This window comes from Thiovibrio sp. Mzg5 (genome assembly GCF_055379285.1).
In genome coordinates, this window is the sequence record NZ_AP022872.1 from 37,891 (window position 1) to 61,663 (window position 23,773).

Here is a 23,773-nt window from a genome sequence, read left to right on the forward strand (position 1 = left end):
GCTGGGAAGGGCTGCAGGGTCCGGCTACAAACAACGGGACAGGCTGGCAGACCAGATGGCGTAGCCCAGGTCGCTGAGGTGGACGCCGTCGCCGGTGAAGCAGGCGGTAACGCTTGGCGCGTCACGGTTGAAGGCGGAGAACAGATCCAGAAACCCGGCCTTTTTCTTCCGGCTGAGCTGGAGCAGACCTTCGTTCACTTGGGGGACAACGGAGGGGGCGAGATGGGCGGCCCGGAAGGGCGGCAGGCTGGTAACGGTAATCTGTTCCGGGGGAAGGATGCTGCTTAAGTCGTCGAGAATTTTTGCGTAGTCCGGCAGAAAACCATAGTCTTCCCTGAGCAGATTGTTGGTCCCGATCATGATAAACACGCGCTCCGGGTCGGGACAGCGGCGCAGATGGAGAGGAAGGTTGGCAAGCAGGCAGGCCACGGTTTCTCCGCTCCTTCCACCGTTGATCACGGCATGGGCGGGAAAGCGGGCCTGCCAGTGGTAGAAGGCAACGAGAGAATCGCCAAGGAAGAGAATCTTCATGGTGGGAGATCAGCGGGCTTTCGAGATGAAGACCATGGCCGTCAGGCTTCCCACCGTGATTGTTGCCTCGCCGATTGGCGGCGCTTTTTTTTCGGCGACAAGATCGTTGGGTGAGGGTTCTGCGGTGTCCAGCAGTTTATGCCAGAGGCGGCCTGATGGCGGCGCCGGAATGATGAACTCTTCGGGAGTGTGCCCGCCGTTGAGCATCACGAAAAAGTCATCGTCGTGTCGCACCCCGGCTGTAGTGCCATGCAGCATAAAGGCCAGGGTCTTGCAGGATGGGGACCAGTCCGGCCTGCCCGGCGTGGTGGATTGCCATTCGATCTCCGGGTTCTCTTCGCCGTCGGGGAAAAAATCGGTGCGGTGGAATACCGGGTGTCTTTTCCGTAAGGCGATGAGCTGGGTGAAGAAGCGCAGCAGGCCGTGGTTCTGCTCCGCCAGCTCCCAGTTGAGCCAGCTGATTTCGTTATCCTGGCAGTAGGCGTTGTTGTTGCCCTGCTGGGTCCGCCCGAATTCATCGCCCGCCACCAGCATGGGCACGCCTTGGGACAGCATGAGGATGGTGGCAAAGGTTTTGATCCGTCGTCGGCGCAGCCCTTCGATGGTCGCGTTGTTCGTTACCCCTTCGCTGCCGCTGTTCCAGCTCATATTGTCGTTGCCGCCGTCCCGGTTGTCTTCGCCGTTGGCCAGGTTGTGCTTTTCGTTGTAGCTCACCTGGTCGTAGAGGGTAAAGCCGTCGTGGCTGGTGATGAAATTGATGCTGTTGCGCGGGGTGCGGCCGTCGTCCTGGTAGAGGTCGGCGCTGCCCGCGATGCGGGTGGCAAGCGGAGCCACCGTGTCGTCGTGCCCGCAGAGGAAGCGGCGGACATCATCGCGGAATTTGCCGTTCCATTCGGCCCAGCGCCGGTTAGTGGAAAAACTCCCTACCTGATAGAGGCCCGCGGCATCCCAGGCCTCGGCAATGATTTTGGTGTGGGCGAGGATGGGATCCTCGGCGATCTTTTCCACCATGGGCGGGTTACTCAGCACGTTGCCCTGCTGGTCGCGGCCCAGGACGCTGGCCAGATCGAAGCGGAAGCCGTCCACGTGCATCTCGATCACCCAGTAGCGCAGGCAGTCCATGATCAGGTGCCGGACCAGGGGATGGTTGCAGTTCACCGTGTTGCCGCAGCCGGAGAAGTTGAGATACTCCCTGCTCTGCGGGTCCAGCAGATAGTAGATGACATTGTCCAGCCCCCGGAAGCTGATGACCGGACCGTCGCCGCCCCCTTCCGCCGTATGGTTGAAGACCACGTCGAGAATCACCTCGATCCCGGCTTTATGCAACGCCTTGACCATCTCCTTGAACTCCCGGATTTGATTGCCGTTGCGGCCATTGACCGCATAGGCCGCCTTGGGGGCGAAAAAGGAGATGGGGCTGTAGCCCCAGAAATTTTTCAGCCTCTCCCCGGTGAAGGGGTTGTTGTTGGTGAGTTCGAGTTCGTTGAATTCGGTGACCGGCAGGAGTTCCACCGCGGTAATGCCGAGTTTTTTGAGATAGGGGATTTTTTCCACTACGCCCTGGTAGGTGCCGGGATGGGGTACGCCGGAACTCGCATCACGGGTGAAGCCCCGGACATGGAGCTCGTAGATGATGCTCTTTTCCAGGGGGATATTGAGGGGCCGGTCGCCTTCCCAGTCAAAGTCGTTGCCGATGATGCAGCAGCGCCGCTGGAAGGAGCTTAACGGACCGCAGAGGCCGTTGCGGCAGTAAGGGATCCCCCACTCGGAGCCTCCGGTAAGGGCCTTGGCGTAGGGGTCGAGCAGCAGCTTTTTCTCGGAAAAAAAATGGCCTGCGCCCTTGGGGTCGTAAGGGCCGGACATGCGGTAGCCATAGCGGAGATTGGTGTCAAGATTGTGGAGCAGAATATGCCAGATATGGCCGGTCCGGTTGATCTTCGGGTCAAGGGGAATCTCGGCGCAGGGATCTTCGGTGCCGGATTTGAAAAGCACCAGGGTGACGGTTTCGGCATTTCTGGAGAACACGGCGAAATTGACCCCCTCCGGCTTCAGGAATGAGCCCATGGGCAGCGGGTACCCGGCGCTGTGGGTGAACTTTTCTTTGCGCATTGTAAATTCCCCTTGCGTGGAAAGAAAACCGTAACTATTATTGATAATAATTATTAATTTAAAAAATCAGCTGTTTCATTATATCGTTTTCCGACCAAGGAAGTAAGCCGTTGTTCAAAAATAGCAGTGTCAACGGCGACTGTAACATTGAAATGACGTGATCGGCAGCAGTGTAAGCGGCGTAAGGGGCCGTAACGAATGGTCAAATCTGTAACGGCCCCGAAATAAAAGAGAGGAGGTGTGCTATGGGATTAGCGGACAGGTTGGGCATGGCTGGGCACCATCTGACAATCGACTGGGATCTCACCCCTGCGGATACCTTTGCCATGTTCGAAAGCTGGGGCGGCAAGAACCAGGAACGGATCCGTAACAACGCGGAGCTCCACTATTATTTTTATATCGATAACTGGAATTCGCCGGCCAAGCTCTGCCTGATGGAACGGGGCGTGAAGCACGCCAAGATTCTAGCCCACATCGACTGCCCGCAGGAGATGCTGGAAAAATGTGTGGCCAGGCAGGGCTCGGACATGCGCGACAAGAGTTACGCCATTGACGAGGGGATCAAGCAGTGGCTGCTGGAAAAAATCATCGAGAGCGAAGATTCTTCTAAGATCGAGTTGGTGGACAACTCCGTGGCGAAGGAGGCCATGGAGACCGGGCTGCCGAAAAAGGGCGCCTCTCTGCCAGCCCTGGAAAAAGTCAGCCTGCGCGCCGCCGGTATCGTCCTCACCGAGCAGGAAGTGGCAGGCCTGGCCGCGCAGCATAATTTTTATGACAGCCGCCACAACCCCCGGGGTAATTTCAGCAATGTCTTGGTGGACAACGGCGATGGCCTGACCGTTACCGATCAGGTCACCGGGCTCATGTGGCAACGGGGCGGCTGTGATCTCAGCGCCATCCGCAACGTGCAGAAATATGTGGCAGAACTTAACCGCCAGCGCTTTGCCGGATTTGCCGACTGGCGGCTGCCCACCATGGAAGAGGCCTTCTCCCTTCTGGAACCGCGGGTGAATGAAAAGGGCGTCCATCTCCATCCCTGTTTTTCCAGGGAGCAGCCCTTTATCTTTCTTGCCGACCAGCGCAAACCCGGCGGTTACTGGTTTATGGATTTCAAACAGGGTACGGCGTTTTGGGCCTCTGGCTCCATTCCTGGTGGGTTCGGCCGGGTGTGTCGCACCGTCTGATCGCGAAAAATGAAATGAGCAAAGAAAAGGGCTGCCTAAGGGCGGCCCTTTTCTTTGGCGGGCGCGGTGCAAGCCGGACCAACAAATTCTTGCAATTTGTCCGGTCCGGTTATAAAGAATCTACGAGGTTGCACTGTGCATCAACTCTTCCCGCTTGTGTGCCGGCGGGAATTTTTATTGAAAAACCGACCGAGAGGAAACACCCATGTCTGAGTTCAACAATGTCACCATCGTGAAAAAGGCCAATGTCTACTTCGACGGCAAGGTCACCAGCCGGACGGTGGTGTTTGCCGACGGATCCCAGAAGACCCTGGGTGTCATGCTGCCCGGAGAGTACGAATTCAACACGGCGGACAAGGAGATCATGGAGATCATGGCCGGCGAGCTGGAGGTTCTGCTGCCCGGGGCGTCGGACTGGAAGACAATCCATGGCGGTGAATCCTTCGAGGTGCCTGCCCACTCCAAGTTTTCCCTGAAGATCAGGAGCCTTACCGATTATTGCTGTTCGTTTTTAAAGTAGGATTACCAACAAAAAAAGCCATCGGTGCGGTTGCGCCGGTGGCTTTTTTTGTTGTCGTGGGCGTGTCCGCCCTTCAAAAATCATCCCTTCTTAGAAATCCTCAAATTCTTCGTCGTCAAAGGGGATGACCTCTTTGGCCGTACTCTTTGTGTTGTGAGAGATGGCTCGGGTCTGCGTCTGTTTTTGCCGCAGTAACGGTCGGATCCCCGTATTTTTGCCGCGCGTCGGATTGCTTCGCATTTGGGCGCCCGTAGCACCCGAATTGTCGCCAGCCTCTCCGGTGATCATGGTCTGCAGCTCACGGACATGGCCGAGCAGGGTGTTGCTTTCGGCAAAGAGTTCCTCCGAGGCGGCGGCGGATTCCTCTGCGGTGGCTGCATTGCTCTGCACCACGGTGTCCATTTCCTGAAGGGCTTTGTTGATTTGGCCTACACCCTCGGTCTGCTCTTTCGCTGCGGTGGAAATTTCGTTGATCAGCACCGAAACCTTGCCGGTACCCGCGGAAACTTTGTTGAACTCATTGTTGGTCTTGTCAACGAGCACCGTGCCTTCCTGCACCTTGTTCACCGTCTGTTCGATCAGGGCGGCGGTTTCCTTGGCCGCGTCCGCGGCGCGCATGGCCAGGTTGCGAACTTCGTTGGCCACCACGGCAAAGCCTGCCCCCGCTTCGCCGGCGCGGGCCGCTTCCACCGCGGCATTCAGGGCGAGCAGGTTGGTCTGGAAGGCGATTGCATCGATGGTCTTGATGATTTTCGAGGTCTTCTCGCTGGCGGCGGAGATCTCACCCATGGCGGAGGTGAGCTGCTGCATGGAGGCTGCCGCTTGGCTGGCCACACTGTTTACTTCGCCCATGACCGCGTTGGCCTCATAGGCATTGTCCGAGCTGTTTCGGGTCATGGAGGCGGAGGTTTCCTCCAGGGAGGCCGCCTGCTCGGTGGCACCTTCCGCCAGCTGTTGGCCGGCACTCGCTACCTGGCCGGACGCAGCGGAGATATGGTTGGCGCCCGCGGTCAGGCCGCTGATCGCCTTTTTAAGGCGATACGGTGATGCCGCGGGTGATGGCAAAGGCAAGGGCGCAGCCGCCGATAAAGATGCCGATGGCAAGGAAGATCATAAGGGTCTGGAGCGTACGGCCTTCGGTAAGGGCCTTGTTGGCGACATGTTCCCCTTCGGCGGTGTTGATTTTGTCGAATTCGTTGATGGCCTTACGGATCTTGTCCGCCGCAGCCTCTTCGGCTTCCGCCTTTTCCGATACCAAGGCAAGGTTGTCCGCCTGGGCTGCGGCCATCATCTCCTGGTCCGCCGGAGCCAGCTGGTCGTGCAGCTGGACGATGGTCTCGATTTTTTCAAGCCAGCCGGCCTGCACCAGCTCCTTATCTGCCTGAATGGTTGTGCGGGCGCGGGCAAAGGTTTCATCCGCCTCTTTGTCCAGGCTGGCAAACCGATCCCGGTAGACGGCGTCCTTGTGGATGACGAAATTTGCCGCCGCCAGCTGCTGGCGGCTGACCAAGAGGGCCAGTTCGCCGCCCAGATAGGCCAGGGGAAGATGGGTTTTTTCCAGGTCCTTGACGGAGGTTACCATCTGTGAGGATTTGAAAACGGCAAAGCCTGCGCCGATGGTGGAAAGAATAACCAGGAAGCCAAAGCCAGCTGCCAGTTTTTTAGCCAGGGAAAAATTTGCAAAATTCATCGATCTGCTCCGGATTAGGACACAATGGGAGTGTGGGTAAAGCACTGCAGGTGTCTGCGAGGGCTGGGGGAATTTCAGTTTTTGATTATATAGTAATTGTACTTATTTGCAAGATTTTTATGTCCGGCAGGCAAAGGCCGTGTGTGCTGGCTGCCACGGCGGGGGAGTCTGCGTATGTCGCAAAGGGGAGGCAAGAGGGTGAGAATATTCTAGGGGAAATGGGCGCGGATTGTAAGTGGCTCGGAATCGGGAGGCAACTTTTGTTCAGTGGCGCTGTCGGAAAAAATGCATTTTGGTCCCATTGTCTCGGGAAATCTCCTGTGCTAGTATAAAAAGTGGCTGTTGTTCAAGGCAGGAAAATTCTTCAGGGAAACCATCATGGGAATGCGGAAAAAGATAATCTTGTTCCTTGTTGTCTCTCTTCTGGCGGCCTCTGCCCTGGCCGGGCAAGGTTGGAGGAGCGTTGCCGTGCAGAAGGGCGCGGTAAGGGTTTCCCCCATGCCCTTTGGGAAGATCGTCGCCACCCTGGGTTACGGTGAGCGGGTGGATGTGCTCGGCGAGCAGGGGCTCTGGCTTAAAGTCCGCGACCAGCGGCAGGGGCGGGAAGGCTGGATGCATAGTGCCAGCCTCATTGCCAAACCCATTGTCCTTAAACCCGGAGAGCGGTTGGGGGGTGGAGCCTCGGAGGACGAGCTGGCCCTGGGCGGCAAGGGCTTCAATGCCCAGGTGGAAGCCGAGTACAAGGCCAGAGGCAAGAATCTCGACTATGCCTCGGTGGATTGGCTGGAGCGGATCCAGGTGAGCCCGGAGGCCATGCGGGAATTCCTGGTCAAGGGCGGCTTGCAGATCCTTGGGGGAGGTGCCGGCCATGGAAAATAAACGACCCGTTCTCCTCGCTGTTCTTCTCTCTCTTTGCTGCGCTGGGCTCGTTGCCGGCTGTAAAACCACCGATGTGATCGATGGCCTCGGGGCGGTCCAGGTGGGCGGGTTTAGGCTCAGCGAGTCCCAGGTGGGCGCGCTCAAGAAAACCGCCGTGGCCATGGAAAAAGCCTTCACCGATATCACCCCGGAGCAGGAATACTATGTGGGCAGGGCGGTGGGCGCCACCCTGCTGGGGAAATACCACCCCCGCACCGAACCCCAGGCCTTGCAGTACCTCAATCTGGTCGGCCAGTCTCTGGCCAGGGTCTCCGACATGCCGGAAACCTACGGCGGCTACCATTTTGTCCTCCTGGAGGATGAGGGGATCAATGCCTTTGCCGCGCCGGGCGGCCTGATCTTTGTCAGCCGGGGTATGCTGCGTTGCTGCCGGGACGAGGACACCCTGGCTGCGGTGCTGGCCCATGAAATCGCCCATGTCCAGCTGAAGCACGGGTTGCAGGCCATCAAGACCAGCCGGCTGACCAGCGCCTTTTCCATCATGGCCACGGAAGGGGCCAAGCAGGCCGGGGGGCCGCAACTGGCCCAGCTCACCGGACTGTTTGAGGATTCCATCCACGATGTTACCGCAACCCTGGTCAACAGCGGCTATTCCCGGGCTTTTGAGCGGGAGGCGGATATGGCGGCCCTGGTGATTCTCGAGCGGGCCGGTTATGACCAGCGGGCCCTGGTTGGGATGCTTGGCGAGATGAAGCAACGGCTCAACCCGCAGGGGTTGGATTTCGCCAAGACCCATCCCGATCCGGCGGACCGGATTGCCGACCTTGCACCCCTGCTTGCCGCAGCCAAGACCCCGGCCGGCATGGCGCAGCGTCAGCAACGGTTCCAGAGCATTCTGGGCAGCATCTGACCGTGGTTAAAAAAGGTCTTACCGGGCTTGCTCTCGGCCTGATCGCCTGTGGCCTTGCCTTTCTCCTCTGGCACCAGGGCGCACTCACCGGCTTCGAGCATGCGGCCTGGCAGTGGCGGGTTGCCCATTTTGCCAAGCCGACTCCGGCCACCAGCCGGCTGCGGATCATCGCCCTGGACCAGAAAAGCCTGGACTGGGGGCGCAGGGAAAACAACCTCTCCTGGCCCTGGCCGAGAGAGGCGTATGCCACCGTCCTTGCCTTTTGCAAACGGGGGGGGGTCAAGGTGGTCGCCTTTGATATGCTGTTCAGCGAACCGTCGCTCCACGGCGTGGCTGACGACCAGGCCTTGGGCCAGGCCATGCGGGAGAACGGGCCGGTGGTGCTCAGCTACACCCTTGCCCCAACGGGGGAAGGGCAGGCGGAGGGAGCGGGCCCGTCGGGGTTGACCATTTCCGGCTTTTCCCAGTGGCTCATGGGAAGCCGGGCGCTGGTGTTGCCCCAGGCGGTGACCATGCCGGTGGTGGAGCTGGCCGAAAACGCGGCCATGCTTGCCAACATCAGCAACCGCCCTGATCCGGACGGGGTGTTCCGCCGGGCCCCTCTTTTTGTCAACCTCGCCGGCCGACCCGTGCCCTCCCTGGCCCTGGCTGCCTATCTTGCCGGAGCCCTCGGCCCGGTGCCCCTGTCGCTCAATCAAAACCATTTGCAGGTTGGGAACCTTGGGGTGGTGCTCGACGCGGCAGGGCAGGCCATCCTCAATTTTCGGGGGGTATCCCGCACCGTCCCCACCGTCTCCCTGGCCGCAGTGGTGCAATCCGAGTTGCAGCTCGCGGCCGGGGAAAGGCCGGTCATCGATCCAGCCGAGTTCAAGGACACCTACGTCTTTCTGGGCATGACCGCCCCTGGGCTTTACGACCTCAGGGCCATCCCCATCGACGGGATCTATCCGGGGGTGGAGATCCACGCCACCATGCTGGACAACCTTCTGTCCCAGGATTTTCTCCGCGACAGCCCGGTCTGGCTGGCTGCACTCCTGACTCTGTCTTTCGGGGTGCTGGCCGCAATAATCATCCTTTTTTGCCGCAATGCCTGGCAATCCTCCCTGGCCTTTGTCCTCCTGCTTCCCCTGCCTTTTGCCGCCGGTTTTCTTGCCTATGGGCAAGGGATCTGGCTGCCCGTTGCGGTCCAGGCCACGGCGGTGCTTTGTGCCCTGATCAGCGGGGTGGTGTTCAACTTCGCCACCGAAGGGCGCAAGAAACGCTACATCAAGCGCGCCTTCAGCCAGTATCTCCATCCCACCGTGATCGACCAGTTGGTGAGCAATCCCGAGCGGCTGCGGTTGGGGGGCGAGAAGCGGGAGCTTTCCATCTTCTTCTCCGACCTGGCCGGGTTCACCGGGATGTCCGAGCGGCTGGACCCGGAGCGGCTCACCCTGCTCTTGAACGAGTATCTCTCCGCCATGACCGATATCATCCTGGAATCCGGGGGGACCATCGACAAGTATGAAGGGGATGCCATCATCGCCTTCTGGAACGCGCCGCTTACCCAGCCGGATCATGCCGCTCGCGCAGTGCAGGCGGCCTTGCGCTGCCAGGAGCGGCTGGCCGAGTTGCGCCCCGATTTCAAAGCGCGGTTCGACTGCGACCTGTTCCTGCGGATCGGGATCAACACCGGCCCGGTGGTGGTGGGTAACCTCGGTTCCAGCCAGCGCTTCGATTACAGCATTTTGGGCGACAACGCCAATGTCGCGGCCCGGCTGGAGGGGGTCAACAAGGAGTTCGGTACCCCGATTCTCATCTCCGAGGCGTGTCGCCGTCAGCTGCTCGTGGGGATAACGGTCCGGGAGATCGCCCGGGTGGGGGTGGTGGGCCGCAAGGAGCCTATCACCGTGTTTGAGCCCCTTGCTCCGGGCGACGAGAAAGAGGCGCTGCGTGAGCGGTTTGCGGCGGCGCTGGCCCTGTACTACCGGGGCGAGGTTGCCCAAGCCAGGGAAGGGTTCCAGGATCTGGCCGCGGACGATGTGGTGGCCGGACGCTATGCCGCCCGTTGCCGGGAGATGCTGGCCAAGCCGCCCCTGGCCTGGGATGGGGTGTGGCGGATGGAGTCCAAATGAGGCCGAGCGTGCCGCAGAGTGATGCGCCCGGGGCCAGGATTGCGTCCCCCCTAGGGCTTATTCGTCCCCTGGTCCGGCGATATTCCCCCCGCCTGCTCGGCGGTCTTGTTGCCCTGTTGACCGTTGATCTCCTGCAGCTGGGCATTCCCCGGCTGGTGAAACGGGCCGTTGATCTCCTGGCCCATGGCACGGCCAGCCAAATTGCCCTGGGCCAAAGTGCCGTGGCCATCTTCCTGCTAGCCATGGGCATTGCCGGCTGCCGTTTTGTCTGGCGCTATCTGATCCTCGGATTCTCCCGGATGGTGGAGCGCGACCTGCGCGATGGTTTTTTCCGCCATCTCCTCACCCTGGACCGCCCCTTCTTTCAAAAAAAACCGGTGGGCGCAATCATGGCCCTGGCCACCAACGATCTGGCCGCAGTGCAGCTGGCCGGGGGCATGGGCGTGGTGGCCTGCGCCGACGCCGCGATCATGGGCATCGCCGCCCTGGCCTGCATGGCCTATATCAGCCCGCGCCTCACCTTGATCGCCGTGATCCCCATGCCTTTTCTGGCCTTGCTGACCAGGGTGCTCTCTGCCCGGTTGCACCGCCGTTTTTTGAAGGTGCAGGAGCAGTTTTCCCATCTCACCGAATTTGCCCGCAGCACCATCACCAGCATCCGTCTGCTCAAGGCCTACACCCAGGAAGCCTCGCAGGCCGAGGGGTTCAACCGCCTTGGGCGCCAGTACCAGCGGGACAACATCCGCTTGGCCCGGGTGCACGGCACCCTGTTTCCCATCTCCGGGTTGGTGGGCAATACCAGTCTGCTGCTGGCGATTTTTTTCGGCGGGCGTCTGGTGATCGTTGGCACGATCACGGTGGGGGATTTTGTCGCCTTTATTTCCTATCTCTACATGCTGACCTGGCCGATGATGGCGGTGGGCTGGGTGACCAATCTTTTCCAGCGCGGGCTCACCTCCCTGGGGCGGCTGAATGAGGTGATGAACGCTGACCCGACCCTGGCGGACCCTCCCCAGCCGGTTGCCTTTCCAGCCGGGCAAACGGAGATCAGCCTGCGCCATCTCCATTTCCGGTACGAGGGGCAGGAGCGGCCCGCCCTGACCGAGGTCAGCTGCGTTATCCGGGCAGGGGAGATCGTCGGCCTGGTCGGCCGGAGCGGCTCCGGGAAATCCACCTTATGTCATCTTCTGGCCCGGCAGTATCCCGTGGCGGACGGGGCTATTTTTCTCAATGGGATTGACATCAACCGGTTGTCCCTGGCCTCGGTGCGCGAGCGGGTGGCCTATGTGCCTCAGGATGTGCTGCTTTTTTCCGATACCGTGGGGGCGAACATCGCCTTTGGCAATCCGGCGGCTGATCAAACGCAGATCGAGGCGGCGGCCAAAATCTGCCGCATCCACGAGGAGATCCTCGGCTTCAGCGAGGGATATCAGACTCGGATCGGGGAGCGGGGGGTCAAGCTTTCCGGCGGCCAGCGCCAGCGCATCGCCCTGGCCCGGGCCCTTCTGCTCGACCGGCCCCTGCTGATCATCGACGACAGCCTCTCTGCCGTGGATCTGGAAACCGAGCAGGAGATCATCTCCGGCCTGACCATCTTTCTGCCGGGGCGGACCTGCCTCATCGTCTCGCACCGGATCGCCCCTCTGCGGGACGCGGCCCGGATTATGGTCTTGGAGGAAGGGCGGCTGCTGGCCCAGGGCAACCATGCCGAGCTGCTGGCCACCAGCGATTTTTACCGCACCATGTTTCATCAACAACAAATGCACCGCCGCCGGGAAGAGGAGCTGTCGCTTTGAGTCTCTTGCAAACCTCTGTCAACTTGAATTCCCCCTCCCTCGACGGGAGGGGGAAGGGGGAGGGTGAGGTCGCAACCTGCCGATTTAATATCTGTTTCCCCCTCTCCCTAACCCTCTCCCGCAAGGGGAGAGGGAACTTGTTGGATTTTTGCAAAAGGGTCAATTGTGCACGATAATTACGGCTATTTTGAAGAAGACCAGCTGGGCAAGTTCGGTGATCTCAGCCTGTGGCGGCGGATCGTCTTTTTGGGCAGGCCTTACTGGCTCGGAGCCCTGCTGGCCGTGCTCCTTTCCTTTGTTGTGGTGGGCTGCGGCCTGGCCCTGCCCTATCTGATCCGTCTGGCTGTGGATGATTTCATCCTCAACACCGGGCCTGCCGCCGAGGTTCGCCTTGCGGGGCTCAAGCACCTGGCCCTTCTCTTCTTAGGCCTTATGGCCTTCGAGTTTTTCGGCAATTTTGTCCAGGTGCTGATCCTCGAATGGACCGGGCAACGAATCATGCACCGGATGCGGCAGATGATGTTTGTCCATCTCCTGCATCTCGATTTGAAGTTTTTTCACCGCAACCCGGCCGGGAGGCTGGTAACCCGGCTGACCAACGATATCCAGAACATGCACGAGATGTTCACCTCGGTGATCGTCACCCTGTTCAACGACGGGGTCAAGCTCCTCGGCATCCTGGGGATTCTCTTTTGGATGAACTGGCGGCTGGCCCTGGGCATCTGCCTGCTCCTCCCGCTGATGGTGGGCAACACCCTCTGGTTCAGCCAGTTGGCCCGGGACGCATTCCGGCAGATCCGTACCCATCTTGCCCAGATCAACTCCTTTTTGCAGGAGTCGCTCTCCGGGGTTTCGCTCATCCAGCTTTTTCTGCGGGAGCGTTCCAGCCAGCAGCAATTTTCCCAACTGAACCAGACTTTTTTTGAAAAGGCCCTCTATCAGATCAAGGTGTTTGCCGTGTTCATGCCGCTCATCGAGCTGATGAGCGCGCTGAGCATCGGCACCATCCTCTGGTACGGCGGCAGCCAGGTCATGGCCGGGAAGATGACCATCGGGATGCTGGTGGCCTTTCTTTCTTACATGCGCCTCTTCTTTCAGCCCATGCGCGAGCTGTCGCAGAAATATTCCATTGTCCAGTCGGCCCTGGCCTCGGCGGAGCGTATTTTTCAGCTGCTCGACTCCAAGGAGACCCTGCCCCTGTCCGCAACACCCTTAAGGCCCGTATCCGGCAAAGGCGAGATCGAGTTTCGGGAGGTGCGCTTTGGCTATGCGTTGGAGCATCCGGTGCTGGAAAATTTCTCCTTGAAGATTCCCTCCGGTCAGACCCTGGCCATCGTCGGCGCAACCGGCAGCGGCAAAACCACGATCATCAACCTGCTGGAGCGGTTCTACGACCCGGATGCAGGAGCGATTTTTCTCGACGGCATCGATCTGCGCGATTTGGACCCGAACTGGCTGCGGAGCCAGGTGGGGCTGGTGATGCAGGACGTGTTTCTTCTGCCATCCACCATAAGGGAGAATATCCTGCTCGATGGAGAAAAAACCGACGAGCTCTTGTGGGGTATTCTGGAAAAAGCACAGCTGGCCCGTTTTGTCCGCCAGCTGCCCGAGGGGCTGGCAACCAGGGTGGGAGAGGGCGGCATGGATCTGTCCGCCGGACAGCGGCAATTGCTGGCCTTTGCCAGGGTGCTGGCCCGCGAGCCCCGCATCCTGGTGCTGGACGAGGCCACCGCCAGCGTTGACCCGGAAAGCGAGATGCTCACCGAACAGGCCATTGGTGCGACCTTTGCCGGGCGGACCAACATAGTCATCGCCCATAGGCTTTCCACGATCCGCCGGGCGGATCATATTCTGGTTATGGCCGGGGGCAAGATCATCGAGCAGGGGAGTCATGCGGAACTGGCCGTGGCCAATGGGGCGTATCGGAGGTTGTTGACTATTTTCAGCGCTGGGTCAGGGGCATGACCATGGTTTCATGATATAACTAAGCATTCCGCACGACCCATAACATAAGGAGGTGCCGCATGGAGCTAGAGGGCAAGAAGGTAATACTGCTGGTGGAGGAGACCTATAACGATCGGGAATTCTGGTACCCCTACTACCGCCTCAAGGAGGCCGGCGCCCAGGTGACGGTGGTCGGCCCCGAGGGCGGGATGAGCTATAGCGGGGCCGCCGGCATCAAGGCCACCGCCGATGCGGGCATCAAGGAGGTGCGGGCCGATGATTTCGACGGCCTGGTCATCCCCGGCGGCTACGCCCCGGACCATATGCGTCGCCACCCGGCCATGGTCAAACTGGTCAAGGATATGGCGGAAGCCGGTAAGATTGTCGCCGCCATCTGCCATGCCAGCTGGATGCTGGCCTCGGCTGAGGTGCTTAACGGCAGGAGCGTCACCGGCTTCTTTGCCATCAAGGATGATCTGGTGCATGCCGGCGCCAAATACCTGGATCAGGAGGTGGTGGTGGACGGCAACCTTATCACCAGCCGCACGCCCGACGACCTGCCCGCCTTCCTGCGGGCCATCATCAAGGGGATAGCCGCCTGAGTCGATGCAGCCCGCTTCCCTGCATAAAACTTTTCGGCAAGGGACTGTTTTCGCCAAATAACTAAGGCCACTCCATGTATCTTCTCGAAAAACAGGGGGGTGTTCTTTGTTTTATTGGTTTGCCGCCTTGGGCAGCGGCCCGAACTCTATCGGCACCCAAGTGTAACGTCCCTTGCCATCTGCCCGGACATGGCCAATGCCGGGAAAGGGCAGGTGCATGCCGGCCACCAGGGATTTACTGGCAGCCATGGCCTTCATGATGCTCCGCCGGGTGGCGATTGCCTGTTTTTGGTCGATGTCGAACTCAATGGAAACGCCCGGCCTGGCAAACTGCACGGCATGGGCATGCACCAGATCACCCCAGATCAGCAGCTTTTTCCCTTCAGACTCAACAGCATACGCGGTATGGCCAGGCGTATGGCCGTTGGCCGATACGGCCTGAATCCCAGGCGCCAAAATGCTCCCTGCCGTGAAAGTTTGCCACTGTCCGCTGGCCAGATAAGGAGCGGCGCTGTCGCGAGCCATTTTGAAAAAAGGCTGGCGTTCAGTCGGCGCGCCAGCCGCGATTTTTTGCGAGAGCCAGAAGTCGTTATCCTCTTGGGGGACCAAGATCTTGGCCTTCGGGAAGAGCGGCTGGCCGTTGGCGTCATTCAGGCCGCCCATGTGGTCGGGGTGCAGGTGGGTGATGATGACGGTATCCACCTGGGCCGGGTCATAGCCGGCCGCCTGCATGTTCTGCAAGACATACCCCAGGGAGGGGCCGAACAGCTTGGCGGCGCCGGCATCAACCAGCACCAGGTTGCTGCCGGTGTTGATCAGATAGGCGTTCACCGCCGTTTGCATCTTGGGGCTGCCGACAAACATGCGGGACAGCAAAAGTTGGAGATCAGCGGGCTTGATGTTTTTTAACAGCTTGGTGTCCAGCTCGATGGCCCCATCGTACAGGGCGGTGATTTCAAACTGACCCAGCTGGATTCGGTAATAGCCTGGCACCTGGGTTTGCATTTGAGGCGCCCCGGCTTGGGCAAGAGGCGCGAGTCCCATGAAGGTGGCGGCCACGAGGGCCAATATGTACCGGAAGAGTTTTGGCATGGGATACCTCCTTTTAAAATAATAAGGTGGATAAATGATTACCATCTCCAGAGCCTCTGGAAAACCGTTTTATGGACAACTCTGCTCACCCCGCAATTATCCGCTGCTGCGACATAAAAGCCCATTGGATATCTGCGCAATTCCTGTGACCATGCCGGCCGAGGGAAAAACCTAACAATATCACGGAGCATCAATGAAACGTTTTAAATATCAGATGAAAAACAATCAAGAACTCTGGGTATGCGAGGATTGCAAAAAGACCCATGCCGAACTCATCTTGCTGAAATCTTGGCGGCTTATTGACAGGAAAAATGACGATTCTGTCTGCGAATACTGCTCGCCTGCAGTCTTTGTTCCCGAGCCGCCAGCCGATCTAAGTGCGCATCCTTGAGAAGAAGAATGCGGATGGATTCAAAATAACCTCAGGTCATAACAGGGTATTTTTGAGCGTGCCGATATCCCGTTTTTCTGTGATGTAGCGGGTGATGGTGGTGAAGTTTTTGGTATCGCCCACCATGATGCAGCCGATGAGCCGGTTGTTCTCGATGACCAGCTTTTTATAGACGGTGTCGGAGGTTACTACCTGCGATTCATAGCGGCCTTCCGCGTCGATGTTGCCGGCGGCGGCGACGTCGATGCCCGCAACTTTAAGGATGTTGCTCATGGTGGTGCCCTGGTATGCGGCCTCGCCGCCTGCCATGTTGGTGCCCGCCACCTTGCCCTGCTCCATGGCCGCGGGCCAGATGCCGGAGACCACTCCCCGGTGCTCGGCCACGTCGCCCGCCGCATAGATGCCGTCGGCGCTGGTTTCCAGACGGTCGTTCACCTTGAGTCCCTTGTCACAGGCAAGACCTCCACTCTTGGCCAACTCCAGGTTGGGCCGGACCCCGGCGGAGATGATGATCATCTGGCCGGGCAGGGTCTCGCCGCCTTCAAGGACAATGCCGTTCGCTCTCCCATTGCTGCCGGTGATCGTCTTGGTCATGGCCGAGAGGCGGAAGGCAAAGCCCATCTTTTCCATGAGTTCTTGGAGCCGTGCTGCCCCCTTGCTGTCCAATTGCCGGGGCAGGAGGCGGGGGAAAAACTCCACCACCGTGATTTTTTTGCCCAGCTTGCGCAGGGCATTGCCTGCCTCCAGGCCGAGCAGTCCGCCGCCGATGAGGATCACCTCCTCGCTTTTTTCGGCCTGGGCCAGGATGGCTCTGGCGTCCTTGATGTGGCGGAGAGAAAACACCCCCTGCTGGTCGATGCCCTCCATGGGCGGCAGAAAGGAATGGCTGCCCGTGGCGAGGAGCAATCGGTCAAAGGAGAGTTTCTCGCCGGTCTCGGTGGTCAGCTGTTTCGCTGCGGCATCGAGGCCAATGACTCTGGTATTGATCCGCAGGTCGAGCCGCTGCTCCTGGTACCAGGAGTCTTTCTTGGCGCTGAGCTTGTCTTCGCCCACATCCCCGGCAATGAACTCGTTGAGCCTGATCCGATAGTAAAAGGGGATGTCCTCTTCGCTGAGGATGGTGATGCTGCCTGTGGGGTCCTGCTTGCGGATGGCTTCCGCCGCGGTTGTTCCGGCTACGCCGTTGCCGATGAGGAGATAGGTTTTCTTTTTCATGGCGGGCGCCTCAGAAGGGGGTTGAAGGGAGGGAAGAATAGAGATATTGTGGCACACTCCGTTGGGGATGTACAAGTATTCCCGCAAATATATAAACAAGGAAGGTGTAGGGATGGCCAAGAAAGAGAAGAAGAGCCTGTGCCCGTGCGGCACGGGGTTGGAGTTTGCCGAATGTTGTGGTCCGTTTCTGGAGGGCAGCCAGCTTGCCCCGACCGCGGAGGCGCTGATGCGTTCCCGCTATACCGCTTTTGCCAGGCAGGATATCCCCTATATATTGCGCTCCTGGCACCGGAGTACCCGTCCGGCTGATCTGAATCTGGACGATGAGGCTGGTTTTGTCTGGCACGGGATCGAGGTGCTGGAGACCGAGGGCGGCGCAGCAGGGGAAACGACCGGGGTGGTGGAGTTTGCCGCCAACTTTTCCGGCCATGGCCAGGACCATCGGCTGCATGAGCGGGCCAAGTTTGTTTGTGAAGAGGGGCAGTGGCTGTACCTGGACGGTAAAGTGAATCCGGGCCGGGTTCCGGTAACCAGCGAAAAGATCGGGCGCAACGAGCCTTGCCCCTGCGGGAGCGGCAAGAAATATAAGAAGTGTTGCCAGCCCAAATAATCTGGGAGCTGGCGATTATATCGTCCCGTTACCGTTCGCGGTGAGCCTGTCGAACCGCCGTTTTCCTCCCACGGCTGGCCTTCGACAGGCCCAAGCCGGACGGCCATTAAACAGCCGGGCGTCCAGTTATTTGGGCTGTGGTTTTAGTCCAGATAGTCCTTGAGTTTTTCCAAAAGGCTTTCCGGTAGCTCCTCATCGTACATGAAGGCCTGGGCCTCTTCCCCGGTGATCTGGCTCTTGATTTCCAGCGGCAGGGAGCGGAGGATGGCTACCCGCTCCGGGTTGGGCTTTTTTTTCTCGTTGTTGTCCATTGTGCATCCTTTTGGTGTGCGGGTGAATTAGAAACGCCAGGTGATCCGGGGCTCTTTTCGGGCCGGAATCTTGAAATAAGGAAACCTCGGGTAGCCGAAGATCATGGCCCCGTAAAGGTTGTGGCCCTCGGGCAGGGCCAGGGCCTCGAGCAGGGGCTGGTAGCCTGCGGTTACGGCGCTCATTAGAATACCGGCCCAGCAGGTGCCGATCTCGCAGCTGGCTGCGGCCAGATCAAAATAGGTCAGGGCGATGGTGCAGTCGATCTCCGGTTTGAGGCTGTCCTTACGGGCATGGGCCACCAACAGATGGGGCGCGCCGCGTAGGACCATGTCCCTGCCCTGGTCCCAGGCCGCGACGATGCCGGGATAGGTGGTGCCGGTCCGCAGCCAGTCCACGACCAGCCCGGCCAGCTGGTGGACCGCTTCGGGGGTTTCCAGAACCAGCCAATGCACCGGCTGGGCGTTTTTGGCGGACGGGGCCCAGCGGCAGAGGTCGAGCAGTTGTTCGATATGGGCATGGGGAACCGTCTGCTGCTCGTAGGTGCGGATGGAGCGGCGGCTGGTGAGAAGCTGCCCGGTTTTCTTGAGGGTCGGCGGGGAGCCGTTACCGATGGGTCGGAAGCCGTCGGGGTTCATGGCCGCAAGGCTTAAGGCGCCATGGGGGCAGACCGCCACGCAGTGTCCGCACTGGATGCAGAGGCGGGCGGCCGCCGGGCGGATCTCCGGAAAGCCGTCCTCGCCTGTAAGCCCAATGAGGCTGAAGGGGCATTCCGCCGCGCAGATCCCGTCTTTTTTGCATCTTGTCCGGTCTATGGTGATCAAGGCCATTGGTTCACTCCTGCAACATTTTCACAATAAAGAATCGGAGGGGGCAGCTGCCCCACCAGGCGATCGAGCGGTTTTACTGCCGGGAGGGAAGGGAAGATTCAGACCGGAGGAGGCAGCGGCGGGGTCAGTCTGCCCCCTGTCTCCGACTTGGCGAGCGGCGGGATAACCTGGCCGAGTTTGGCCGGGGCAATCACGGTGATGGTGGTTCCCTTGCCGGGAGCGGAATCGATCTCCACCCTGCCGTTGATCAGTTCGACCCGTTCGGTAATCCCAGCCAGGCCGAAGCCCTGTCCTTTCTGGGTAGGGGTAAACCCCGCCCCCTGGTCCTCGATGGTGAGGGTGATCTGCTCTTTTTCAAAGAGAATCCGCAGGCTCGCCGTATCGGTATGGGCATGACGGAGAATATTGGTGAGTGCCTCCTGGGCCACCCGGAAAAGGACGGTTTCGATCACCGGGTCAACCCTTCTCGGGTCGCCGGTCGCCTCAAAGGTAATGGCGATTTTGCGGCTGAACCATTTTTCCTCGGTCAGGTGGCGCAGCGCCGGGACTAGGCCGAAATCATCCAGCTGGGCGGGGCGCAGGTCGTGGACCATTCGGTACAGGGCCTGTGACATCTCTTGGCAGAGACCCTGGGAACGTTCAAGCAGGGTGACGGCCTTGGGGTTCGTGCCGACCACTGTTTTCAAGGCCGCCATGTTCAGGCTGGCGGCGGTGAGAATCTGGGCGGTATCGTCATGGAGTTCCCTGGAGATGCGGCCGCGTTCTTCTTCCTGGGCCAGGACGATATGGCGGAAAAGATCTTTGCGGAGTTCCCTCCGTTTCAGCAGTTCGGCTTGGACCTGTTCCAGGGCGGCGAGTTTTTCCTGCTGGGCCTGGTGCAGTTCCTGTCGGCGGCCTTTTTCGGCGATGTGTGAGGCGTGGATAAGGCTGCCCATGGTGAACAGGGCCAGGAGCGTGCTGACAAGCTGGATCGGTATGCCGGTTACTTGCTGGAACAGTTCGGCGTTAATGAACGGCGCCGGATAGATTTCGGCCCGGGGGGGAAAGATCTGGGTCAGGCCGTAGAGGGCAAAGCCCCAGGCGGCAAAACGGAATGATTTAGCCAGGGGGGCATTGGTCTCTTTGTTCTTGAGGGCATGATTTTTCAAGGCCAGGGCGGCGAGCATGGCGCCGGGCAGGGCGAGAAGATAACGGGCCTGGGCATCGGCGCAGCGCAGACAGTTCGGTTTCGTTTCCCAGGGGATGATGTGGTCGAGGCCTATGGCGGCGATGTAGACCAGGAGGAAACCCAGGCTGACGTACAGGCTCGCCGCAATCTGGCGTCGGGCCGGGCGATAGGCTTGGACCCCGAAAGCGGTCAGGGCGGCAAAGGAAAGGGCCAGGAAAAAGAGTTTGACCAGCAGGAGCGGCCTTGGTGTGGCGATCTCCATCCAGATGCCCGGCAGAATAACGATCTCCAGCCATTGGCTGATGGCGTTGAGGATGCCGAACATGGCAAGGGGTTTGAGGAGTGTGGCTTCGGCAATATCGGGCGAACGGCTGCCTTCAAGGGCCATGGCCAACCCCATGCTGAAAAAGGCAAGGCCATAGATGAAGTACATCAGCAGATAGTTGAGTTGCAGAAAACTAAAATACATAGGCTGGCTGGAAAGAAGAGGGTTGAAAGTATTTTTTTGGCAAACGAACACCCTTTGAAGCCTTCAGGACAGTCATACCTGAAACATCGAAACTGTGCAAAGAAAAAGCGAAGAAAATTGGGTAGATATTGCCATTCTGAATGGGTATAGTTGAAAAAGTGTCCTGGCTGGGGATCAACGGAGGTTGGCAACGATTTCCGGCGCAGGCAAAGGGGAGAAGATGGAGCAGACACGAACATACGAAAAACTTGATCACCCCGAGGTAGTGGCCGCGCTGTTTTATCCCAGACAAGATACCACTGCGCCGCCGGTCGGGGCCCAGGATCACGGGATAGAGGTGGAACCAGGGGTGGTGCTCGGGGGGAGATTTTTCCTGACCGCTGACCCGGCGGCGGTCAATCTCCTTTTTTTCCACGGCAATGGCGAGGTGGTCGCTGATTATGACGATGCCGGCCCGCAATACAATGCGCAGGGCATCAATTTCCTGGCCGTTGACTATCGCGGCTACGGGCAAAGTACCGGCACCCCCACAGTGAGCGCGATGATCCAGGACGCGCATCGAGTTTTGCACTGGGTTCAGGACTGGCTGGCCGGACAGGACCGCACCGGCCATCTGGTGGTGATGGGCCGTTCGCTGGGCAGTGTGTCGGCCATCGAGCTGGCGGCCTCGGAAGAGGCGGTTGCCGGGCTCATTGTCGAGAGCGGCATTGCCCAGACCCTGCCGCTTTTATGTCTCCTCGGTCTTGATGCCCAGGCGTTGGGTATTGCTGAGGCGGACGGCTTCGGCAATCTGGAAAAGATCGGTCGGGTGCAAAAGCCCACCTATATTCTTCATGCCCAACATGACCAGATCATTCCCATCGTTTTGGCCGAAGAGCTGCAGAGTGTCTGTGGGGCGCGGAGCAAGGAATTTCAGATGATTCCCGGCGCCGATCACAACAATATTCTGGCGCTGACCGGCAAGCTTTATTTCCAGGCGATCAAGCAATTTCTAAAAAGAGTCGGCAAATCCCACGGACCGAGACGATCCGGGATTCGCGGCTGAGAAATTCTGGGGCCTGTTAAAAAATTATATGGACAAAATTACGCTCAGATTTGGGTCGGATTTGGTTGCAGCGATTGAACAAAGCCGCAGGCGTAGCAGCGCTACGACGAGGATTTTGTAATTGAGCTGCAATCAAAGATGGCCCGAAGCTGAGATGTAAGATGTTCAGATAATTTTTTAACCGGTCCTTTAAGGGGGGGGATATGGCAAGAGACCGACGCCAAGCGCACCGGAGCAGCAGGAGCACGTTCCGGCGGGCTGGTTTCGTGGTCGGACTGCTGGGGGGGGTGGCGGTGGCCGTGGGGTTGTATGAGCCCGGCGGTGACTTTGCCGTTGCTGCCATGATCCTTGCCGGGTTGGTCCTGATCTTTGCCCTGCTGGAGATGTGGCAGGGAGGGGACGATTCTCCGGCGGATTCTTCTCTTTTCGGCACGGCCGGGCCTCTGCTCTGGGTCGTGGTTGTTTGGATTCTTTTCCGCTATTTCGGGCAAGAAGCTCCCCAGCTGATCCTGCTCCCGGTCGGGCTCATCGGCTGGCTGGCCATCAGTTTCCCCATGCAGGCCCTGCTCCTCCCCATCCTGGCCGTGCTCGCCATGGAAGCCGGGCTGTGGGGGTTGGGCTTTCAGGAAACGGCCGGGCTGGCAGGCAATCTGGCTGCTTATGTCGCCGCCGGGTTGGGGCTCAGTATGTTCATGAGCAGCAAAGCCTACCGCCAACGGATGCGAAAGGCCCTGATCCGGGCAAAAAGGGACACCGCCAGCCGACAATATGCCCGGGATCTTGGCCTGTTTGCCGACATCCCCGATATTCTCAGTGTCTTGCCGGATTACGACCTCATTGACGATCCGGAGGCGGGCAGCCAGCCTGCGGTGGCAAACATCACCGCGGGCTTTGACCTGCAACTCGAATTCATCCGTCAGACCTTGGCCCTGTCAACGGTGGCCCTGCTGTGGCCGGACCCGGAGGGGCATGAATACCGGCTGCGCAGCATTGCCACCACCAGAAAAGATATACACCCCGGGCCATTTCAGGTCGGAGTCGGCATCACCGGGGCGTTGCTGGGGGTGGAGGAGCTGGTGAGCCTCGCTCCGGCCACCCCATCCTTGGGGGTGCCCTATTATCTCAAGCAGATTGAGGTGGGGGGAATCCTCGCGGTCCGCCTTCCCGATGACGCGGAAGAGTGGCTCGGGTTTGACGACAAGAAGATCGCCCCGCTTCTCTGCGTGGATCGCCCCGGTCAGCAACCCTGGACAGAGCAGGAAAAAGCGACCATGACCCTGGCCGCCCGGAAGCTCGCTCTTGACGTGGCCATGGGCAGGCAGTTTCAGGCCATGGCCCATGAGCGCAGCGCCATCCAGCGGGTCTGTCTCGCCATGCGGGAGCTGAACGGGGCCTTGGGGCTTGAACAGGTTTTGCAGGCCACCATCAAGGCGGTGCGGACCCTGGTGGGCGCCGATTTTATCTCCATCAGCCTGATCTGTGGCAACGGGCATTGCGTGGCCCTGGCCGAGGGCGAAGGGGCGGAGCAACTCATCGGCCGTGAATTTTCCAGGGAAGAGGGGCTGGTGGGCCAGGTGCTCAAGATCAACCGGCCTCTGCCGGCCAAGGCCCAGTGCCACGGGCCGACCCAGGTCTTTGGCCACGACCATCTGCTCACCGGCTACAATTCGCTGCTCATCCTCCCCCTGCAAAAGGAAAAAGGGGAGGCAACCGGGGCGCTCACCGTGGCGGTGAAAAAAGAGGAGGTCTTCACCAAGGCCCGGCAGGAGATTCTCGAACTCATCGCCGCCCAGGTCGCGGTCAAGATCGACTTGGGGCAGGCCCATGAGGAGATCAACCGGCTGGCCACCATCGACGGGCTCACCGGTTTGATCAACCACCGCACCTTCCAGCATGGCTTCGATGTGATGCTGACCCGAGAGGAGCGGCGGGCAGGGGCCTTGAGCCTGCTCATCTGCGATATCGATCATTTCAAGAAGATCAATGACAGCCATGGCCATCCCTTTGGTGACAAGGTTCTCAAGGAGGTGGCCGCTATCCTGCGGAGGGCGGCGCGCAGCGTGGATCTGGCGGCCCGGTACGGCGGCGAGGAGTTTGCCCTTGTGCTGGAAGGCTCCGGCGAGCAGGGAGGTCTCCAGATGGCCGAACGGATCAGGCAGGAGATCGAAAAAATGGTGCTTCATAACGAAAACGGCCCGGTGCGGGTCACCTTGTCCTTGGGGCTTGCCGTTTATCCCGACCACGGCACGGACAAGGAACAGTTGATCAGACGGGCCGACCAGGCGTTGTACCGGGCGAAAAAACAGGGTCGCAACCGGGTGGTTTTCTGGGAAGCGGAGTGACCGGCTCGTTTCTCTGCTCTCCT

Annotated in this window: 21 protein-coding genes; 12 read left to right on the forward strand and 9 right to left on the reverse strand. The window is 59.7% G+C overall.

Going from position 1 to position 23,773, the window contains the following annotated elements:
• Positions 1 to 24: 24 nt before the first annotated feature.
• Both ACZ46D_RS00195 and glgX read right to left on the reverse strand, forming a co-directional pair.
• A complete protein-coding gene (locus ACZ46D_RS00195) occupies positions 25 to 531 on the reverse strand; it encodes a GDSL-type esterase/lipase family protein (protein WP_464928024.1) in 507 nt (168 codons plus the stop codon).
• A 9-nt stretch (positions 532 to 540) separates the two neighbouring features.
• Positions 541 to 2,640 (reverse strand): glycogen debranching protein GlgX, encoded by a 2,100-nt coding sequence (gene glgX, locus ACZ46D_RS00200; protein WP_464928025.1) that lies wholly within the window; start codon positions 2,638 to 2,640, stop codon positions 541 to 543.
• A gap of 245 nt (positions 2,641 to 2,885) precedes the next feature.
• On the opposite strand from glgX, the gene ACZ46D_RS00205 reads away from it, so the two are divergent.
• Both ACZ46D_RS00205 and ppnP read left to right on the forward strand, forming a co-directional pair.
• The gene (locus ACZ46D_RS00205; RefSeq protein WP_464928026.1) at positions 2,886 to 3,824 is read left to right on the forward strand and encodes an Lcl C-terminal domain-containing protein; all 939 of its coding nucleotides are present in this window, start codon (positions 2,886 to 2,888) and stop codon (positions 3,822 to 3,824) included.
• 205 nt (positions 3,825 to 4,029) lie between these two features.
• Entirely contained in the window at positions 4,030 to 4,344 is a 315-nt protein-coding gene (gene ppnP, locus ACZ46D_RS00210; protein ID WP_464928027.1) for a pyrimidine/purine nucleoside phosphorylase, read from the forward strand.
• 90 nt (positions 4,345 to 4,434) lie between these two features.
• Here the strand turns inward: ppnP and ACZ46D_RS00215 are convergent, their stop codons facing one another.
• Together ACZ46D_RS00215 and ACZ46D_RS00220 are read right to left on the reverse strand one after the other, a co-directional pair.
• Positions 4,435 to 5,241 (reverse strand): methyl-accepting chemotaxis protein, encoded by an 807-nt coding sequence (locus tag ACZ46D_RS00215; RefSeq protein ID WP_464929237.1) that lies wholly within the window; start codon positions 5,239 to 5,241, stop codon positions 4,435 to 4,437.
• Between the two features lie 133 nt (positions 5,242 to 5,374).
• Positions 5,375 to 6,034, reverse strand: coding sequence for a hypothetical protein (locus ACZ46D_RS00220; protein WP_464928028.1), 660 nt, complete (start codon positions 6,032 to 6,034; stop codon positions 5,375 to 5,377).
• Between the two features lie 378 nt (positions 6,035 to 6,412).
• Between ACZ46D_RS00220 and ACZ46D_RS00225 the strand changes: the two genes are divergently transcribed.
• From ACZ46D_RS00225 to ACZ46D_RS00250, 6 genes are all read left to right on the forward strand, one after another.
• Positions 6,413 to 6,913 carry an SH3 domain-containing protein gene (locus ACZ46D_RS00225; RefSeq protein WP_464928029.1) on the forward strand — a complete coding sequence of 167 codons (501 nt, stop codon included), beginning with the start codon at positions 6,413 to 6,415 and terminating at the stop codon, positions 6,911 to 6,913.
• A complete protein-coding gene (locus tag ACZ46D_RS00230) occupies positions 6,903 to 7,823 on the forward strand; it encodes a M48 family metallopeptidase (protein ID WP_464928030.1) in 921 nt (306 codons plus the stop codon). Before ACZ46D_RS00225 ends, ACZ46D_RS00230 begins: the two co-directional genes overlap by 11 nt.
• Before the next feature lie 2 nt (positions 7,824 to 7,825).
• Entirely contained in the window at positions 7,826 to 9,937 is a 2,112-nt protein-coding gene (locus ACZ46D_RS00235; RefSeq protein WP_464928031.1) for a CHASE2 domain-containing protein, read from the forward strand.
• An 8-nt stretch (positions 9,938 to 9,945) separates the two neighbouring features.
• The gene (locus ACZ46D_RS00240) at positions 9,946 to 11,733 is read left to right on the forward strand and encodes an ABC transporter ATP-binding protein (RefSeq protein ID WP_464928032.1); all 1,788 of its coding nucleotides are present in this window, start codon (positions 9,946 to 9,948) and stop codon (positions 11,731 to 11,733) included.
• A 165-nt stretch (positions 11,734 to 11,898) separates the two neighbouring features.
• A complete protein-coding gene (locus ACZ46D_RS00245) occupies positions 11,899 to 13,698 on the forward strand; it encodes an ABC transporter ATP-binding protein (protein ID WP_464928033.1) in 1,800 nt (599 codons plus the stop codon).
• 59 nt (positions 13,699 to 13,757) lie between these two features.
• On the forward strand, positions 13,758 to 14,279 hold the full coding sequence (locus ACZ46D_RS00250; RefSeq protein ID WP_464928034.1) for a type 1 glutamine amidotransferase domain-containing protein: 522 nt from the start codon (positions 13,758 to 13,760) through the stop codon (positions 14,277 to 14,279).
• A gap of 111 nt (positions 14,280 to 14,390) precedes the next feature.
• Here the strand turns inward: ACZ46D_RS00250 and ACZ46D_RS00255 are convergent, their stop codons facing one another.
• Positions 14,391 to 15,371 carry an MBL fold metallo-hydrolase gene (locus tag ACZ46D_RS00255; protein ID WP_464928035.1) on the reverse strand — a complete coding sequence of 327 codons (981 nt, stop codon included), beginning with the start codon at positions 15,369 to 15,371 and terminating at the stop codon, positions 14,391 to 14,393.
• Between the two features lie 193 nt (positions 15,372 to 15,564).
• Between ACZ46D_RS00255 and ACZ46D_RS00260 the strand changes: the two genes are divergently transcribed.
• Positions 15,565 to 15,762, forward strand: coding sequence for a hypothetical protein (locus ACZ46D_RS00260; RefSeq protein ID WP_464928036.1), 198 nt, complete (start codon positions 15,565 to 15,567; stop codon positions 15,760 to 15,762).
• Positions 15,763 to 15,798: 36 nt separating this feature from the next.
• Here ACZ46D_RS00260 and ACZ46D_RS00265 read toward each other — a convergent pair whose 3' ends face one another.
• A complete protein-coding gene (locus ACZ46D_RS00265; RefSeq protein WP_464928037.1) occupies positions 15,799 to 16,977 on the reverse strand; it encodes an NAD(P)/FAD-dependent oxidoreductase in 1,179 nt (392 codons plus the stop codon).
• Between the two features lie 112 nt (positions 16,978 to 17,089).
• Between ACZ46D_RS00265 and ACZ46D_RS00270 the strand changes: the two genes are divergently transcribed.
• A complete protein-coding gene (locus tag ACZ46D_RS00270) occupies positions 17,090 to 17,587 on the forward strand; it encodes a YchJ family protein (protein ID WP_464928038.1) in 498 nt (165 codons plus the stop codon).
• 143 nt (positions 17,588 to 17,730) lie between these two features.
• Here ACZ46D_RS00270 and ACZ46D_RS00275 read toward each other — a convergent pair whose 3' ends face one another.
• The 3 genes from ACZ46D_RS00275 to ACZ46D_RS00285 form a co-directional block, all read right to left on the reverse strand.
• A complete protein-coding gene (locus ACZ46D_RS00275) occupies positions 17,731 to 17,898 on the reverse strand; it encodes a hypothetical protein (RefSeq protein WP_464928039.1) in 168 nt (55 codons plus the stop codon).
• A gap of 27 nt (positions 17,899 to 17,925) precedes the next feature.
• On the reverse strand, positions 17,926 to 18,726 hold the full coding sequence (locus ACZ46D_RS00280) for a nitroreductase family protein (RefSeq protein WP_464928040.1): 801 nt from the start codon (positions 18,724 to 18,726) through the stop codon (positions 17,926 to 17,928).
• Positions 18,727 to 18,824: 98 nt separating this feature from the next.
• Positions 18,825 to 20,363: a sensor histidine kinase gene (locus tag ACZ46D_RS00285; RefSeq protein ID WP_464928041.1), complete on the reverse strand. Its 1,539-nt coding sequence runs from the start codon at positions 20,361 to 20,363 to the stop codon at positions 18,825 to 18,827.
• Between the two features lie 220 nt (positions 20,364 to 20,583).
• Here ACZ46D_RS00285 and ACZ46D_RS00290 point away from each other — a divergent pair, with 220 nt between their 5' ends.
• Positions 20,584 to 21,408, forward strand: a complete 825-nt coding sequence (locus ACZ46D_RS00290) for an alpha/beta hydrolase (RefSeq protein ID WP_464928042.1) — start codon at positions 20,584 to 20,586, stop codon at positions 21,406 to 21,408.
• Positions 21,409 to 21,611: 203 nt separating this feature from the next.
• Positions 21,612 to 23,750, forward strand: coding sequence for a sensor domain-containing diguanylate cyclase (locus ACZ46D_RS00295; protein ID WP_464928043.1), 2,139 nt, complete (start codon positions 21,612 to 21,614; stop codon positions 23,748 to 23,750).
• The last annotated feature ends 23 nt before the right edge of the window (positions 23,751 to 23,773 follow it).

Coding starts and splice junctions, on each gene's coding strand:
- ACZ46D_RS00255 (WP_464928035.1), bottom strand. CDS start 15,371: ATGCCAAAACTCTTCCGGTACATATTGGCCCTCGTGGCCGCCACCTTC.
- ACZ46D_RS00265 (WP_464928037.1), bottom strand. CDS start 16,977: ATGAAAAAGAAAACCTATCTCCTCATCGGCAACGGCGTAGCCGGAACA.
- ACZ46D_RS00230 (WP_464928030.1), top strand. CDS start 6,903: ATGGAAAATAAACGACCCGTTCTCCTCGCTGTTCTTCTCTCTCTTTGC.
- ACZ46D_RS00275 (WP_464928039.1), bottom strand. CDS start 17,898: ATGGACAACAACGAGAAAAAAAAGCCCAACCCGGAGCGGGTAGCCATC.
- ACZ46D_RS00220 (WP_464928028.1), bottom strand. CDS start 6,034: ATGAATTTTGCAAATTTTTCCCTGGCTAAAAAACTGGCAGCTGGCTTT.
- ACZ46D_RS00280 (WP_464928040.1), bottom strand. CDS start 18,726: ATGGCCTTGATCACCATAGACCGGACAAGATGCAAAAAAGACGGGATC.
- ACZ46D_RS00205 (WP_464928026.1), top strand. CDS start 2,886: ATGGGATTAGCGGACAGGTTGGGCATGGCTGGGCACCATCTGACAATC.
- ACZ46D_RS00225 (WP_464928029.1), top strand. CDS start 6,413: ATGGGAATGCGGAAAAAGATAATCTTGTTCCTTGTTGTCTCTCTTCTG.
- ACZ46D_RS00260 (WP_464928036.1), top strand. CDS start 15,565: ATGAAACGTTTTAAATATCAGATGAAAAACAATCAAGAACTCTGGGTA.
- ACZ46D_RS00285 (WP_464928041.1), bottom strand. CDS start 20,363: ATGTATTTTAGTTTTCTGCAACTCAACTATCTGCTGATGTACTTCATC.
- ACZ46D_RS00195 (WP_464928024.1), bottom strand. CDS start 531: ATGAAGATTCTCTTCCTTGGCGATTCTCTCGTTGCCTTCTACCACTGG.
- ACZ46D_RS00295 (WP_464928043.1), top strand. CDS start 21,612: ATGGCAAGAGACCGACGCCAAGCGCACCGGAGCAGCAGGAGCACGTTC.
- ppnP (WP_464928027.1), top strand. CDS start 4,030: ATGTCTGAGTTCAACAATGTCACCATCGTGAAAAAGGCCAATGTCTAC.
- ACZ46D_RS00290 (WP_464928042.1), top strand. CDS start 20,584: ATGGAGCAGACACGAACATACGAAAAACTTGATCACCCCGAGGTAGTG.
- ACZ46D_RS00270 (WP_464928038.1), top strand. CDS start 17,090: ATGGCCAAGAAAGAGAAGAAGAGCCTGTGCCCGTGCGGCACGGGGTTG.
- ACZ46D_RS00215 (WP_464929237.1), bottom strand. CDS start 5,241: ATGACCCGAAACAGCTCGGACAATGCCTATGAGGCCAACGCGGTCATG.
- ACZ46D_RS00250 (WP_464928034.1), top strand. CDS start 13,758: ATGGAGCTAGAGGGCAAGAAGGTAATACTGCTGGTGGAGGAGACCTAT.
- glgX (WP_464928025.1), bottom strand. CDS start 2,640: ATGCGCAAAGAAAAGTTCACCCACAGCGCCGGGTACCCGCTGCCCATG.